This window comes from Bradyrhizobium erythrophlei, assembly GCF_900142985.1.
GTDB classification, from domain to species: domain Bacteria; phylum Pseudomonadota; class Alphaproteobacteria; order Rhizobiales; family Xanthobacteraceae; genus Bradyrhizobium; species Bradyrhizobium erythrophlei_B.
Genome location: NZ_LT670849.1, coordinates 7,122,598 through 7,138,343, shown reverse-complemented (window position 1 = coordinate 7,138,343; position 15,746 = coordinate 7,122,598). Strand labels below are relative to the sequence as shown.

Sequence of the window (15,746 nt, the reverse complement as noted above, 5' to 3'; positions counted from 1 at the left end):
AGACGGAAATGCAACAATGGAAGGAGATATTCGCGGCCACTACGGGGAATCAAGCGCCGCAAGCCTATCCGCCTCGGCAATATCCTCGACCGTGTTCGCATTGAAAAAGGGGTCGAACGGCTCGGTTGGCCAGGAGACGGCGACAATCGGGTAGCGCGAGGTCCAGCGGTCAATCTTCCTGATGCCTTCGACGACCAATGCCTGGCGAAGGTCCTCTCGAAGGCGAACGTTCCAAAGCCCCACTACCGGGTGCGTCTGGCCGTCGGAGACCGCGACCGCGAGTTCCGCATTTTGCCGCCTTCGCTCTTGATCGAGCCGGACCACCAGATCGCGGGGCAGGAAAGGGCAGTCGCCCGCTGTGCTCAACATCCAGTTGGTGTCGGGACGGTTTATCGCCATCCAATCGAGTCCCGCCAATATGCCGGCGAGCGGACCAGGAAAATCTGAAACGCTGTCCGCAATGACCGGTAAGCCGAACTGCGCGAAGCGGGCAGGGTCGCCATTCGCGTTCAAGATCAGCCCGTCGCATTGCGCGCCGAGACGCGTTATCACGCGTTCTAGAATGGTCTTGCCGGCGATGGTTCGCATCGGCTTGTCGCCGCCACCCATCCGGCGCGCAAGTCCCCCAGCCAAAATGACGCCGGGGATTTCAGTCATCGCTACCTTCACCCTTGCGCTTGTGACGCGCAGATTCCTCTTCGATGTATTGGAGGTTCTGGTCGTAGACGATGCGCTCCTCGCCTGACAAAGCGATAAAACGTTTCCCCCGCGCGCGACCAACCAGCGTCAACCCCACTTGTCGCGCGAGCTCGACACCCCAGGCGGTAAATCCGGAACGAGACACGAGGATGGGAATGCCCATTCGTACCGTCTTGATCACCATCTCCGAGGTGAGCCGGCCGGTGGTGTAGAGGATCTTGTCGGAGGGATCGACGCCGTGGCGATAGATCCACCCTGCGATCTTGTCGACCGCGTTGTGACGGCCGACATCCTCCGTGTAGCAGACCGGCGATCCCTCCTTGCATAACGCGCAGCCGTGAATAGCGCCGGCTTCCAGATAAAGCGACGGCACGGTGTTTATCTCGTGGGTCATTTGGTACAGCCAAGACGTGCGTAGCGTGGCTCGCGGCAGCGCCACGCTCCCGAACGCGTCCAGCAATTCGCCGAACGCAGTGCCCTGAGCGCACCCTGACGTTTGAGTGCGCTTCTTCAGTTTGGCTTCGAAATTGGTGTGATGCTCGGTGCGTACCACGACGACCTGCAGATCGTCATGATATTCGACGTCGGTGACGGCATCGTCGTATTTGAGCATGTTCTGATTGAGCAGGTACCCAAGCGCGAGATATTCCGGATAATCGTTGATCGTCATCATGGTGACGATCTCTTGCGCGTTGAGATACAGCGTCAGTGGACGCTCGACCGGCACTTTGGTTTCGGTCTTGGCGCCGGTCTGGTCAATGCCCGTGACGCTTTCCGTCAGACGCGGATCAGCCGGATTCGGAAAGATCAGCGGAGCGGGGGTCTTCTCAAGCACGGTCAACTCGCCAAGGGTTGTATGATACTGCCTTACGCAGCATATAGGGATCACGGATACTTACCTAGTGGAGTGGATTTGACATTCGCTACCCAGCCGGCCGCGGGTTCCTAAAGCGAATGTCAAATCCTAAACTCCACTAGAAACACATATTTGCTAGTGGTCCAATTCTAACATCCGCAAAAGTGGCAGATCGAGCAGGGTGCGAATGTTAGAATTGGACCACTAGTAGCCTCGGCGGCGAAGGATTCGAGAATTAATGGCGCAGCTGTCGGACGACTGCTTTGCGTTCGGTGGACCGATGCTTTCGGTCGACGAGGCCGTCGGCATCATCACGTCACGCGTCAGGGCGATCGGCGAGAGCCAAGCGGTTCCATTGGTGGAAGCCGATGGCCGCACCCTCGCCGACGATCTTGCCGCGCCTCTGCCGCTTCCCCCGTTCACCAATTCCGCCGTCGATGGTTACGCCGTTCGAAGTCGGGAGTTGCCGAGCGGCGAGGAGCGCGCGTTCCCGCTGAGCGGGCGTGTGCAGGCGGGGGCCAGCGCCGAAGCTGCAACGCCCGGCCATGCGGTTCGCATCTTCACGGGCGCTCCGATGCCGCAAGGCGCCGACACGGTTTTTATGCAGGAAGACGTGCGGATTGATGACGCCGGCCATGTGGTCTTGCCTGCGGGCCTCAAGCCCGGCGCCAATGTTCGGCCGGCGGGCGAGGACATACCTCAGGGTCATATCGCCCTGAGGTCTGGTCACCGGCTGCGTCCTCAGGACGTCGCGCTTGCCGCCGCATTCGGATTGACGCACCTGGACGTCGTGCGACGCCTTCGCATTGCAGTATTTTCGACCGGAGACGAGTTAGCCTCGCCCGGCACGACGCGGGCGGCCTCTCAACTCTTCGACTCCAATCGCTACATGTTGATGGCGATGCTGCGCAGGCTCAGCTGTGAGGTCAGCGACCTCGGGATTCTGCGAGACGAGCCTACGTCGCTGTCGAGCGCGCTCAAGCGAGCAGCAGCGCAGCATGACTTGATTCTGACCACGGGCGGTGTTTCGACGGGTGAAGAGGACTACGTCAAAGCCGGGGTTGAAAAAGCGGGATCGCTTGTTCTGTGGCGCATGGCCATAAAGCCTGGCCGTCCCGTGGCCATGGGGGTTATCGATGGAACGCCCTTGATTGGTTTACCCGGAAATCCCGTGGCGAGCTTTGTTACATTTGTCCATGTGGTGCGGCCGACCGTGCTGGCGCTTCTGGGATCGGTGCCCGCACCGCTGGTAGCGTTACCGGTCCGTGCGGCGTTCACTTACAGGAAAAAGATCGGCCGCCGCGAATACGTTCGCGTTACCCTTCGAAAAGCCGAGGACGGCCCGCTGGAGGCGATAAAATTCCCGCGCGAAGGAGCTGGCCTTTTGTCATCGCTGGTCGAAACCGATGGCCTCGTCGAACTCAGGGAAGACGTCATCAAGGTCGCTCCGGGAGACAGCGTTGGGTTCCTCGGCTACGCCGACCTGTTGTAGGTTCCAGCGCATGGCCACCATCAAGCTCGATCTCACCGGTCTTCGATGCCCGATACCCGCGCTCAAGACCCGCAAGGCGCTCACGTCGGTGTCGCCCGGCGACGTTCTCGAAGTGCATTGCACCGACCCTTTGTCCGTCATCGATATCCCGAACCTCATTCGAGAGACCGGCGATAAGGTCGAGATCACCGAACGCGGCGACCGAAGAATCGTTTTTCTGATCGAAAAAGCCAAGCCGACAATTGCCAAAGCCTAACGCAGCGCTGGAGACCGATTATGCAAGCCGTTGGCGGAAAGGATAATTTCTCTTCATCTAGACGTGTTCTAAAACACCTTGCCTCTGGTATACCAGAGGCTAATGTCTACTAAGTCGATATTGGGTGGAAACTGGTTTGCATGAGCGAAGACGTCCACAAAGTTCGCGCCTTTGAGCACCCCGGCGAGGGGCGAAAACGAGCCAAATCGACCCCCAAAGGGCGTCAGGTCGATCCGGCGGCCGCGCACGAAGTTGAAGCTTTGCTCGGCAACCGGCCCAGACAACGCGACCTGTTGATCGAATACCTGCACCTGATCCAGGACACGTATCATCAGATCTCGGCCGCGCACCTGGCCGCCCTGGCCGACGAGATGAAGCTCTCCTTCGCCGAGGTGTTCGAGACCGCAACTTTTTACGCGCATTTCGACATCGTGAAGGAGGGCGAACCGAACGTCCCGCCGCTGACCATTCGCGTCTGCGATTCGCTGACCTGCGCGATGCTCGGTGGCGAAAGACTGTTGCAGGAACTACAGAGCAAAGCCGGCGTAGGCGTTCGCGTGGTGCGCGCGCCCTGCGTCGGCCGTTGCGACACTGCTCCGGCTGCCGAGGTCGGCCACAACTTCGTGGATCATGCGACCGTCTCCAAGGTGCTTGCGGCAGCGAAGAGCGGCGATACGCATACCCATGTTCCAGATTACGTCGGGTATGACGCCTACATAGCGGATGGCGGATACAAGCTGCTCTCGCGCCTGCGATCCGGCGCTCTTCCGAAAGAAGATCTACTGAAATCGCTCGACGATGCGAGTTTGCGCGGCCTTGGCGGCGCGGGTTTTCCGACCGGACGCAAATGGCGTTCGGTGCTGGGCGAGCCTGGCCCGCGGCTGATGGCCGTTAATGGCGATGAGGGCGAGCCTGGCACGTTCAAGGATCGCTACTACCTCGAAACCGACCCGCACCGCTTTCTGGAGGGCATGCTGATCGGCGCGCATGTGGTCGAAGCGACTGACGTCTATATCTATCTTCGCGACGAATATCCGGCCTCGCGCCAAATCCTCGAAACCGAAATTGCAAAGCTGCCGCCCGGCGGACCCACGATTCATATGCGACGCGGCGCCGGCGCCTACATTTGCGGTGAAGAATCCTCGCTTCTGGAAAGTCTTGAAGGCAAACGTGGACTTCCGCGCCACAAACCGCCGTATCCGTTTCAAGTCGGATTATTCGGCCTGCCGACGCTCATCAACAATATCGAGACCTTGTGGTGGGTGCGGGACATCGTCGAGAAGGGGGCCGACTGGTGGAAAGGCCATGGCCGCAACGACCGTCACGGCCTGCGCAGCTATTCGGTTTCGGGTCGGGTCAAGAATCCCGGCATGAAACTCGCGCCCGCAGGCGTTACCGTGCGTGAATTGATCGACGAATTCTGTGGCGGTATGGCGGACGGTCACACGTTCCACGCCTACCTTCCGGGCGGCGCCTCAGGCGGCATCCTGCCGGCTGACATGGACGACATCCCTCTCGATTTCGGCACGCTGGAGAAATACGGCTGCTTCATCGGCTCCGCCGCGGTCATCATTCTTTCGCAGGCCGACAGCGTCAGGGAAGCCGCCCTCAATCTGATGAAGTTCTTCGAGGACGAAAGCTGCGGACAGTGCACGCCTTGTCGTGCAGGCACCGAAAAGGCTGCCTTACTGATGCAGCGGCCCGTTTGGAACCAGGAGTTGCTTGGTCAATTGAGCCAGGCCATGCGTGACGCCTCGATCTGCGGGCTGGGGCAGGCGGCCTCGAATCCGCTGACGTCCGTCATTAAATATTTTCCGGAAGAATTCGTGCCGAAAGAGGCCGCGGAATGACCAAGATCCAGTTCGAGCTCGACGGCAAGCAAGTCGAGGCCAATGCGGGCGAAACCATCTGGCAGGTCGCCAAACGCCAGGGTCGAGAGATTCCGCATTTGTGCTATTCGCCCGCGCCGGACTACCGACCCGACGGCAACTGCCGTGCCTGCATGGTCGAGATCGAGGGTGAGCGCGTGCTGGCGGCTTCGTGCAAGCGGACGCCGTCCGTCGGCATGAAGGTGAAATCCGCGAGCGACCGCGCCATCGCCGCACAGAAAATGGTGATGGAACTGTTGGTTGCCGACCAGCCGCCGCGGGCGACCTCTCACGACCCGGACTCGAAATTCTGGCACTGGGCGGAAAAGATCGAAGTTACCGAAAGCCGCTTCCCGGCGGCCGAGCGCTGGCAGGGCGACGCCAGCCATCCTGCCATGCGCGTCAATCTTGACGCCTGTATCCAGTGCGGCCTCTGCGTTCGTGCCTGTCGCGAGGTGCAGGTCAACGACGTTATCGGCATGGCCTATCGTAACCACGACGCCAAGATCGTGTTCGACTTTGACGATCCGATGGGGGAGTCGACCTGCGTGGCTTGCGGCGAATGCGTCCAGGCTTGTCCGACCGGCGCGCTGATGCCCGCCGTGATGCTCGACGAGAACCAGACCCGCGTCACCTATCCCGATCGGAAGGTTGATTCCCTGTGCCCTTACTGTGGGGTCGGCTGTCAGGTCACCTACGAAGTCAAGGACGAGAAGGTCATCTACGCGGAAGGCCGCGACGGTCCGGCCAATCACAATAGACTTTGTGTCAAAGGCCGTTTCGGCTTTGACTACATCCACCACCCCAATCGCCTGACCAAGCCGCTGGTGCGGCTGCCAGGCGTCAAGAAGGACGCCAACGACCAGGTCGATCCCGCAAATCCCTTTACCCACTTCCGCGAAGCGTCATGGGAAGAGGCGCTCGACCTCGCCGCAAAGGGCCTCGTCAAGATTCGAGACGAGAAGGGTCCCAAGGCGCTGGCCGGCTTCGGCTCTGCCAAGGGATCGAACGAAGAAGCCTATCTGTTCCAGAAGCTCGTTCGGACAGGTTTCGGCTCCAACAATGTCGACCACTGTACGCGGCTTTGCCATGCCTCGTCGGTCGCGGCGTTGTTCGAAGGACTAAGCTCGGGTGCGGTGTCGGCACCGTTCGCGGCCGCCGCGGATGCCGACGTGATCTGGGTGATCGGTGCCAATCCGACCATCAACCACCCCGTCGCTGCTACGTTCATCAAGAATGCCGCCAAGCGCGGCGCCAAGCTGTATGTGATGGACCCGCGGCGCCAGACGCTGTCGCGCCACGCGACCGAGCATCTCGCTTTCAAGCCCGGCAGTGACGTCGCGATGCTGAACGCGATGATCAACACGATCATCACTGAAGGCTTGACCGATGAGCAATACATTGCCGGCTACACCGAAGGCTATGACGACCTGAAGGCCAAGATCACCGAGTTCACGCCGGAGAAGATGGCGCCGATCTGTGGCATTCCCGCCGAGACCCTGCGCGAGGTCGCCCGGACCTACGCGCGCGCGAAATCTTCCATCATCTTTTGGGGCATGGGCATCAGCCAGCATGTGCACGGCACCGACAATGCGCGCTGCCTGATCGCGCTGTCGCTGATCACGGGCCAGATCGGGCGGCCGGGGACGGGACTGCATCCGCTGCGCGGTCAGAACAATGTGCAGGGCGCCTCCGACGCCGGTCTTATCCCGATGTTCCTGCCGGACTATCAGCCGGTCGGTCGCGACGACATGCGAGGTGCGTTCGAGAAGCTCTGGGGACAGGAACTCGATCCCGTGCGCGGGCTCACGGTCGTCGAGATCATGAATGCGATCCATGCCGGTCAGATTCACGGCATGTATGTCGAGGGCGAAAATCCCGCGATGTCCGATCCCGACTTGCAGCACGCGCGCGAAGCGTTGGCCAAGCTGGATCATCTCGTCGTGCAGGATCTGTTCGTCACCGAGACTGCGTTCCACGCCGACGTGATCCTTCCGGCCTCTGCGTTTGCGGAAAAATCCGGCTCCTTCACCAATACCGATCGCCGCGTGCAGCTGGCCCGCGAGGTCGTCAAACCGCCGGGCGATGCGCGCCAGGACCTCTGGATCATCCAGGAGATCGGCAAGCGCATGGGGCTGCCTTGGAATTACTCGGGTCCGGGCGAGGTCTTCACCGAGATGGCCGAACTCATGCCATCGCTGAAGAACATCACCTGGGATCGATTGGTGCGTGAAGGCGCGGTGACCTATCCGGTTGATGACCCGAACAAGCCCGGCAACGAAATCATCTTCACCACCGGTTTCCCGACCGAGAGCGGTCGAGGCAAGATCGTGCCGGCGAAGGTCATCCCGCCCGACGAATTGCCTGACGATGAGTACCCGATGGTGCTCTCGACCGGCCGCGTTCTCGAGCACTGGCATACCGGCTCCATGACCCGTCGTGCCCAGGTGCTTGATCAGATCGAGCCCGAGGCGGTCGCCTTCATGTCGCCCAAGGATATGCGGCGAATGAACTTGTGGCCCGGCGACTTCATTCGTCTGGAAACGAGGCGGGGTGCTATCGAGGTGAAGGTGCGTTCTGACCGCGACGTACCGGAAAATATGGTCTTCATGCCATTCTGCTATGCCGAAGCGGCCGCGAACCTTCTGACCAATCCGGCGCTCGATCCTTTCGGCAAGATTCCGGAGTTCAAATTCTGCGCTGCCCGCGCGGAGAAGATCGAGATACGAACGGCGGCGGAATAAACCACGATAGCCCGGATCAAGCGGTGGGCGCGTCAGCACCTCTCAGAGCAGGCGCGCCCGATCGGAACGTCGGTGGGGCTGGTTCTGGCGTGCCGTGCCTCGCTAGGGGTTGCGTGGTCCCACCGATGCTATTGGTTCCAGGCCGTGCTTCTGCAGCGTCGCCTGTCCTTCTTCGGACATCACAAATGCAACAAAGCGCAGGGCCACAGGCTTGCTGTTGATGATGATCAACCCGTCCGCAGGCTCGACGGAAAGCGTCGGTGGAAGTTTAACCGAGGTCAACGACGGAACTTCTTTTTGCACCGCTGAGACGGCGCTGCAATAAATCAGCATGACATCCGCCTGGTCGGAAAGAAAGATGCCTTCGATAGCTCCCTTTCCTGGCACCAGCGGTGGCGTTTTCTCGCCACCACCGACCAGCTTTTTTGCCTTTGCCTCTAACGTCGCGCGCGCTCCTGGTCTGACTGCATCAGCGCGTGCGAACACCTCCCAACTGTAAGTCCCCAGCGGATCCGAGCCAGGAGTCGAGGTCGCGATCCTCACTGCGGGGTCAAGTAGGCGATCGAGAAAGCTGGTTTCGTTGAGCGCGAGGCCGGGGCGAGCCAGCGCGCACAGGCTATTTCGCGCAAAGAGGATCACCAGGCGTTCGGGGTGACCCGCGGCGAGCTTGTGCGGCTGCTCCAGATCCGCAGACGCGAAAACATCGACGGCCGCGCCGCCTTCGATCTTCTGACGCATCAGACCTGAGGCGCCGAACTCTGGCGTGTCGACCTCATCCGACTGTCGTGGAAAGCGCTGCAGCAGATCGGTCATGGCTGCGCGAAGACTGCCGGCGGCCATCACCTTCAACGTGTCTGCCCGCGCCGGCGTCCAAAGGATGGAACTGGCGATTGACAGGCTGACGAGGGCAGGGAGCGTAAAGGTTCGTCGAGCGCTTCGTCGATCGGTCATTCGGATCGCTTCATTTGTTTTTTCAATCGTGTCCTGGCGGCTATAGTCTGTTTGCCTGCGTTGCATAAAAGTACTTCCGAACAGAGCGTTATATCCCTAGAAATATAACGATAAAATCTCTCAGCGATCGGCCGCGATCCTAGAGGGAAATTGGCGGGGGCTAAAGAGATGAAATATGCGCTGACAACCAGCATTTTGCTGGTGGGATTAACGTGCGAGACGTTTGAAGTCGCGCGGGCTCAGCAAGCGCCGGGTCTGCCACCTGTGACGGTGGATCCCTCGAAACCCGCATCTGGTCAGCAGCAGGGCCAGCAGGCTACGCGACAGAGCGGCGCCCCGAAGAAAAAGAAGCGATCGGCGAACCGGCCGACGCAGCCGCCGGTTCCGGCCGCCGCACCGGCGCAAGCTGATGCGGGCGGCGTCCACAACGCCGCGACGAACCCGAACTACGACGTTCGCAGCGTGAGCGTTGGGCCGCTCGGCAATCGCAACGTGCTCGACACGCCGTTCTCGATCACGTCGGTCCCACAGGACATGATGGAGAACCTGCAACTAAAGACCGTCAACGACACACTTCGATACCTGCCCTCCGTAGAGATCCGGAATCAGCAGGGTTTTGAGGTTTCTCGTCCGCAAGCGCGGGGCTTTCAAGGCACCGTCGTGCAAAATACGAGGATGGATGGGCTCAGCATCATCGGCACGACCGCAATTCCGGCCGAAAATCTGGCCGGCATTCAGGTCCTGAATGGGCTCGCAGGATCGCTCTACGGTCCCGCCACTCCCGCGGGCGTGTTCAATTACGTCTTGAAGCGGCCGACCGACACGCCGTATGCAAGCTACACGCAGGGGTTCGATTCCACTTCGGTCTTCACCGAGAGCGTCGACGTTGGCGGACGCACGCCCGACGGCAAGGTGGGCTACCGCTTCAACGTGGTCCATGGCGAAGGCGAAAGCTGGGCGCCGGAGAGTTCGACCAATCGGACGCTGGCAAGCGGAGCGCTCGATTTCTATTTGGGCAATCGAACCGTTGTCGAAACCAATTTCAGCCACTACGAAACCAACATCACCGGACTGCCTGGTAGTATCGTTTATTTCGGTAAGCCGAACATCGTCCTTCCGGCGGCGGTCGATCCGACCAAGTTGGGCTTGGGACAGCCGGGCGCGGGTACCGACCTCATCACCAACACCGGTCTCGTCAAGCTCAAGCACGAGTTCAACAATGACTGGAACTTCGAGATTGGCGGCCTCTATCAGGATGCCGTCCGGAATCTCTTCGGTATCACCAATACGTTTGTCGACAATAACGGGAATTTTACGGTCACCAAGAATTTCAACGCCGTTCCGCACTTCACCATCGCCAGCAACACAGCATCGTTGAATGGAAAATTCGACCTGTTTGGCTTCCGGAACGAACTGACCATCGGGACCAACGGATTCTTCAACGGCCAGTATTCCTATGTAAATTCGATAGCGCAGAATCTCTCCGGGGTGTCAAATCTGGCGGATCCTATTGTATTCACAAACCTGCCGCCCGTTCCAAACAACGGCGGCCAGTTCAAATCCGCAATTCTTCAGAACCAGACGATCATCACTGGCGACACATTCCATTTCAACGATCAGTGGGCCGTACAGAGCGTGCTCAGCACATCCTTCCTGCATTCGCAAAGCTGGAACGCCGCTGGTGGTGTGACGAGTAATAATTCGGCGGACGGTGTCGTTAGCCCGACGGTAAGCTTGATCTACAAGCCGACTGAAAAGATCACCACTTATGCCACTTGGGCAAACAGCGTCGAACAGAGCGACCAGGCGCCGGCCGGTACTGCCAATGCAAACGCATTCCTCGCGCCATACCACGATGAGGAATACGAGGTTGGCGTGAAATACGCCGTTACGCCGAGACTGCTCGCAACCTTTGCGCTGTTCCACATGACGCGCCCGCTGGCGGAAACGGTAGCGGCCACAAACGTATTTCAGGTCGTGGGTACTCAACGGAATAACGGCGCCGAACTGTTCCTCCAAGGTGAGGTAGTTCAAGACCTCTCGGTATTTGGCGGTATCAGCTACATTGACGCCAGGCTGTTGAATACAGGGGTAGCTTCGACTGACGGCCGATTGGTCGTGGGTGTGCCGCTCTTCAAAACCGACGTCGCCCTCGACTATCACCCGGCGGCTTGGCTAGGCTTCGCGCTGACAGGCGGCGTTCACGCGGAGGGCGAACGCGCGGCAACCAATTTGAACAATTCATTTGCGCCGTCTTACGCGACGTTCGACGCCGGAATTCGCTTTTCCAAAACCGTCGACAAACACATTGTAACCACGCGCTTTCAGGTGCTGAACATCGGCAATACGTTCTATTATTCGTCGATTGCCGACGGCAACATTGTGGGAAGTCCCGGCGCCAACACTGCTTACCTCGGGACACCGCGGACATATCTGCTCAGCCTTCAGATGACGTTGTGAGGGAGGCTTGCGTGCCGTGATCCGCGAAAGCGTTCATGCCGGTCTGAAGCCGGCGCTCTCGAGTGCTGCACGAGTTTGGTGCGAGGCGAGGGCGCTGAGGAAGGCCTGTACCGCTGGTCGGTGTTTGCGCGCCGTGACAACCGCAAAATCATAATGTTCCTCGGCGAAAGGGATAAAGCCAAGATCCGATGCGCGAGCGACCGGCGCGATGGTCATGCCCCAATCGGCGCGTCCCTGCGCCACCGCGGCCGCGACTGCATTATGCGATCGCGGCTGGTTCCAGTACCCATCCGGGCGCGCTTCGCCGAGCAGGCGGTCAATCAGGATGCGCGTGCCAGCGCCGTGGTTGCGATTGACCATGATGCAGCTGGGGTCGGCGATCGCGGCTCGCACGGCCTGTTCGGCGCTCAAACCTTCAAAACGCTGATCGCCTTTTTTAAACACGATCCCCTGCATCCGCCGCCAGCCCGGCACCAGCTCGAGCCCCGCGCTCAGAAAAGGCGTGTTGTAGGTTCCGGTCTTGTCGTCGAGCAGGTGGATTGGCGCAAGATCGCACTCGCCGCGTTTCGCCGCCGCCAGCCCGCCGAGGCTGCCAACCGCAATCGAACGCACCGTAAGACCGGCATGCGCCAACGGCGCCGTGACGAGATCGAGGCCCGTGCAGTGGCTGCCCACAATGACGAGGTCGGGTACTCGTACATGCGGGGTGAACAGGGTCACTTCAGCCTCGCTGCCGGCCGGCATTTGGTCAGCCAGTGCGTCGATCCGTAAGAAGCCGTCAGCCTGCGAGAAGGATGTAATGGCTCCTGATCCCTTGCCGGACGGATAGGCAATCAGGCCGTCAGCGCCGTCGACTAGCGAGACCATGACAAATTCGGTGCGCCCGAGTTCGGAGGCAATCCGCACCGGCACTTTTGCCGTAACCGTCGCGTCCGCGCGCGGCGGGAGGGCGGCCATGCGCCGAAGTATCGGCACGATCATGTCGTGGAAGGTGAACATGGCCGAGGTCGGAAAGCCCGGCAGGATCACCACCGGCTTATCCTTACACACGGCCAGGCAAAGGGGCTTGCCCGGTTTGAGCGCAACCCCGTGGCAGATAATCCCGGGCTGGCCAAGGCGCGCGATAATGCGGTGAGTGACATCGCCTGCTCCTTTCGAGGTCCCGCCCGACAGCACGACCATGTCGCTTTCGGCGAGCGCCCGCTGCATCGTCGCTTCGAGCTGTTGTTCGTCGTCGGGTACGGCGCCCCAAAACACCGCGTTGCCACCATTCTCGTCGATCGCCGCGGCTACAATGGCTCCATTGCTGTCGTAGATCGCTGCGGGTCGCAATGCCTCTCCGGGCTGGACCAACTCGTCGCCGGTCGAGATCACCGCGACGCGCACGCTCCGCGCAACCGGGACCTCGGCAATTCCGCAGGCCGCAAGCATACCGATCTCCCGCGACCCGATCGCTGTGCCAGCCCGCAAAAGCGCTTCGCCGCGAGCGATATCGGACCCTGCAAATGACACGAACTGTCCCGGTGAAGCGGCGCGGCGCACTTCGATCGCGCGAACCCCCAAGAGCTGGGTATGCTCCACCATCACAACAGCATCGGCGCCGCGCGGAATTGGCCCCCCGGTTGCGATCGGCGTCGCTGTTTTAGGCAGGACCGGATGGGTCGGAGCCGTGCCGCACGCAATGACTTCTTCGTTCAAGGTCAGTTGCACCGGCGCGAATTCCGCCGCCGAAGCGAGATCAGTCGAGCGGACCGCAAATCCGTCAACGTTTGAACGGTCGAACGGCGGTACGTCGATCGGTGAGAAAATATCTCTCGCCAGCGTGCAACCCAACGTCTCCGCAAGCTTCCTTTGCTCGATGGATAATTCCCGTGGAAACAACGCGGCTTCAAAACGCGCCATCGCTTCCTCACGCGACAAGATCGTCAGGAACTGATCCTGATCGATGCTGTTGCGGCCCTTCGGCAACGATGTCTCGGTCATGTCGGCACTCGCGGCGTTAACGCAGGATATAGGCGCTGACCGGTGTTCCCGCCGCAAATCCTTCGCTGTTTCCTGGGACCGCCAGCCATGCACTGGCCTGCAGGATAGCCCTGAACGGAAGATCCGCCAGCGCCAGCGGCAGCCAACTGCCGCCGTCTCGCTCGAGAAGGGCGATTTCGGTAATTCCAACGCTGGAAGCAAGTTTGCGCGCCAACGGCAGGGTCGTGGTTTCCCGGGGCTTCCGTCCGGACAGTCGATCCAGCACAGGAAGTCCCAGTGTCCACCACGCTGCCATCGCGTCAGCGGCCGAACCGGACAGCGCGATGACCGGGGTTCTTTCGATCCTGCCGATCGCTGACGTCGCGCCGGGTCTCAGAGCAAGACCATGAGCAACAACATCACCGCGTTGGCCGATTGCGAGGACGCTCGCGTCGGTGCGGCCGACGCCGGAGCCGCCGATCGTAATCAAAAGATCGAAGCCCATCGGCTCCAGTTCGGCAGCGATCGAGGCGGCGTCGCGCGATTTTGCAGTGGCGGAAGTCACGTCGGCGCCGTCGCGTCGCGCGACTTCCTGAATGAGCTGCGCCGTTCCGATGTCTCCGCTGGTTGCGGGTACATTGACCACGCGCAACCTCGGCCGACGCACCTTCATTTTCTCAAGCCCGGACGCGCGGGCAAACAGGATGTCAAGTGGGTGAAGCGGCATGCCCGGGACGATCGTGAAGCCGTCCGGAAAATCGGCGCCGCATCGACGCACACCGTACCCCGGCAGGGCTTCAGTCACGACCTGCGGAATCGGGCCTTGTTGGTCGACGCCGTCGGCATCGATCACGCAATCGCAGCCATCGGGAATTGGATCGCCGGCATCGACCCAATGGGCCGCCGAGGTCAATGGGAGCGGCGCATAGGCGAACGCACCCACCAGATCGCTGGCGCGCAACGCCCAACCGTCAGCCAGGGCGACGTTTCGCGATGGATACGCCCCGACCGGCGCCATATCGGCCGCCACACAGCCGAGCGCTTCAGCCAACGGCAGTTCTGCGGCCGCGATCGGTTCGAGACCGTCGAGGAGCGCGGCGAGAGCCGCATCGAGCGCCGTGAGCGAAGCCGGCAAGCGTTGGGCGGTTTTCATGGCCATTTCTGGATCACGGATTGCAGGGGCGGGCAACTGCGGTTGCCGATGGTGCCCGATGTGGCCGGTCGATTGCTAGCCAGATCGTCGGCTCACGACATCATTGCAGCACACGATCACACCGCGCTGGCGCGAGCCGATAAATACACCCGCGAAGCGAACCGGCGGCGCGGAAAAAAGGACATCGGGATGGTTGGAAATTAAGGGTGGCGCTCCCTAGCGGGGCCGATCCGGCTTTTGGGTACCATTTCCACAAATCAGTTCAATAGCTTAAGTAGGCTGGGGCAGGGCATTGTAGGACGTTTTGTGTGACGTTGTTCCCGCTTGAATGGCGGCCCCGACTCACCCTATGTAGAGTTTCTAGTAAGGGGATGGAGTGTGAAAGACGGAGCTATGGCCAAAGCGAAAGAACCGCGCCTCAGCGCAAAGGGACTGAAAGTGCTTCACACGTTTTTCGATGCCGGGAACCGCGAGCTGTCCGGCGCTGATATTGCGGAGCGCACCGGCATCCTGTCCGGCACGCTCTATCCGCTCTTGATCAGGTTTAAGTCCGCCGGGTGGCTGAAAGATCGATGGGAGGACGATGACCCAGTCGAACTCGGACGCCCGAAACGTAGGTATTACAAGCTAACTGCGGCCGGTCAGACGGCCTACCGCGAGAATGCGCCCACCGTTGCGCCGAATGGGGGCCTCGCGTGGGCGTAATCCTTGGCATTCTCGCAAAGATCGTCTTGGCCATCACTGGCCGATGGCTGGGAGCGGAAATCGGCGCACAGCATAAGCCGTTCTGCACTTGGCTCGTAAAGTTCGCAGCAGCACGGCTACCCGAAGATGAGCGCGTCGTCGCCGAGAGCGAATGGCTTGCCATCATCGATGATCTGCGAAGCCCGACCGCTCAGACTTTGCACTCATTGAGTTTTGCTTTTCTCGCAATGCGCATTCGCTATGAGATGCAAGGCGAGACGCCAAGATCGCGGGCTTTGAAATTGACGCTGTTGGGTGCCATTTTGGGCCTAGTCGGAGCGAAGCTTATTCCCGGACACCTTCCTGATTTCATCGAAATCAAACTTTCAGCGTGGCTGTGCCCGATTTCGTCAACATGGCTGTGCCCTTTGCTATCGGGTGACTTTCGCCTGTTGACGTTGTTTGCCCTAAATGGGCTTTTTATCTCTATCGTTGCTCTGCTTACTTATGGTCATTATCGTTGGATTTTGCGGGGTTTAACCCGAGACGCACAAAAGCGGTTGGCAGCTACAAAAACCAGTTCTGAGTAGAAAAAATCCAGTCGCAGAACGAATCCGGTCC

Annotated in this window: 12 protein-coding genes; 7 read left to right on the top strand and 5 right to left on the bottom strand. The window is 60.3% G+C overall.

Annotated features, from left to right (window positions below; all coding sequences use genetic code 11):
* Nucleotides 1–39 precede the first annotated feature (39 nt).
* Together mobA and fdhD are read right to left on the bottom strand one after the other, a co-directional pair.
* Nucleotides 40–657: a molybdenum cofactor guanylyltransferase MobA gene (mobA, locus tag BUA38_RS34360; protein ID WP_072825136.1), complete on the bottom strand. Its 618-nt coding sequence runs from the start codon at nucleotides 655–657 to the stop codon at nucleotides 40–42.
* Nucleotides 650–1,534 (bottom strand): formate dehydrogenase accessory sulfurtransferase FdhD, encoded by an 885-nt coding sequence (fdhD, locus tag BUA38_RS34355; protein WP_425304936.1) that lies wholly within the window; start codon nucleotides 1,532–1,534, stop codon nucleotides 650–652. Before fdhD ends, mobA begins: the two co-directional genes overlap by 8 nt.
* Nucleotides 1,535–1,793: 259 nt before the next feature.
* Between fdhD and glp the strand changes: the two genes are divergently transcribed.
* The 4 genes from glp to fdhF all read left to right on the top strand — a co-directional run bounded on the left by glp (nucleotide 1,794) and on the right by fdhF (nucleotide 7,915).
* Nucleotides 1,794–3,047 (top strand): gephyrin-like molybdotransferase Glp, encoded by a 1,254-nt coding sequence (gene glp, locus BUA38_RS34350; protein WP_072825132.1) that lies wholly within the window; start codon nucleotides 1,794–1,796, stop codon nucleotides 3,045–3,047.
* A 10-nt stretch (nucleotides 3,048–3,057) separates the two neighbouring features.
* Nucleotides 3,058–3,303, top strand: a complete 246-nt coding sequence (locus tag BUA38_RS34345) for a sulfurtransferase TusA family protein (RefSeq protein ID WP_072825130.1) — start codon at nucleotides 3,058–3,060, stop codon at nucleotides 3,301–3,303.
* A gap of 140 nt (nucleotides 3,304–3,443) precedes the next feature.
* Nucleotides 3,444–5,153, top strand: a complete 1,710-nt coding sequence (locus BUA38_RS34340) for an NAD(P)H-dependent oxidoreductase subunit E (protein ID WP_072825129.1) — start codon at nucleotides 3,444–3,446, stop codon at nucleotides 5,151–5,153.
* Complete coding sequence (gene fdhF, locus BUA38_RS34335) at nucleotides 5,150–7,915, top strand: formate dehydrogenase subunit alpha (RefSeq protein WP_072825127.1); 2,766 nt, start codon at nucleotides 5,150–5,152, stop codon at nucleotides 7,913–7,915. The genes BUA38_RS34340 and fdhF overlap by 4 nt, the downstream gene beginning before the upstream one ends.
* A 102-nt stretch (nucleotides 7,916–8,017) precedes the next feature.
* On the opposite strand, the gene BUA38_RS34330 is transcribed toward fdhF, so the two are convergent.
* On the bottom strand, nucleotides 8,018–8,932 hold the full coding sequence (locus tag BUA38_RS34330) for a substrate-binding domain-containing protein (protein ID WP_083587885.1): 915 nt from the start codon (nucleotides 8,930–8,932) through the stop codon (nucleotides 8,018–8,020).
* 102 nt (nucleotides 8,933–9,034) lie between these two features.
* Here BUA38_RS34330 and BUA38_RS34325 point away from each other — a divergent pair, with 102 nt between their 5' ends.
* Complete coding sequence (locus BUA38_RS34325) at nucleotides 9,035–11,326, top strand: TonB-dependent receptor (RefSeq protein WP_072825123.1); 2,292 nt, start codon at nucleotides 9,035–9,037, stop codon at nucleotides 11,324–11,326.
* A gap of 33 nt (nucleotides 11,327–11,359) precedes the next feature.
* On the opposite strand, the gene BUA38_RS34320 is transcribed toward BUA38_RS34325, so the two are convergent.
* Both BUA38_RS34320 and BUA38_RS34315 read right to left on the bottom strand, forming a co-directional pair.
* Nucleotides 11,360–13,309, bottom strand: a complete 1,950-nt coding sequence (locus BUA38_RS34320; RefSeq protein WP_072825121.1) for a molybdopterin biosynthesis protein — start codon at nucleotides 13,307–13,309, stop codon at nucleotides 11,360–11,362.
* Nucleotides 13,310–13,325: 16 nt separating this feature from the next.
* Entirely contained in the window at nucleotides 13,326–14,441 is a 1,116-nt protein-coding gene (locus BUA38_RS34315) for a molybdopterin-binding protein (protein WP_072826659.1), read from the bottom strand.
* A gap of 393 nt (nucleotides 14,442–14,834) precedes the next feature.
* Between BUA38_RS34315 and BUA38_RS34310 the strand changes: the two genes are divergently transcribed.
* Nucleotides 14,835–15,146 carry a PadR family transcriptional regulator gene (locus tag BUA38_RS34310; RefSeq protein WP_072825118.1) on the top strand — a complete coding sequence of 104 codons (312 nt, stop codon included), beginning with the start codon at nucleotides 14,835–14,837 and terminating at the stop codon, nucleotides 15,144–15,146.
* Entirely contained in the window at nucleotides 15,137–15,715 is a 579-nt protein-coding gene (locus BUA38_RS34305) for a hypothetical protein (RefSeq protein WP_072825116.1), read from the top strand. Before BUA38_RS34310 ends, BUA38_RS34305 begins: the two co-directional genes overlap by 10 nt.
* Nucleotides 15,716–15,746 lie beyond the last annotated feature (31 nt).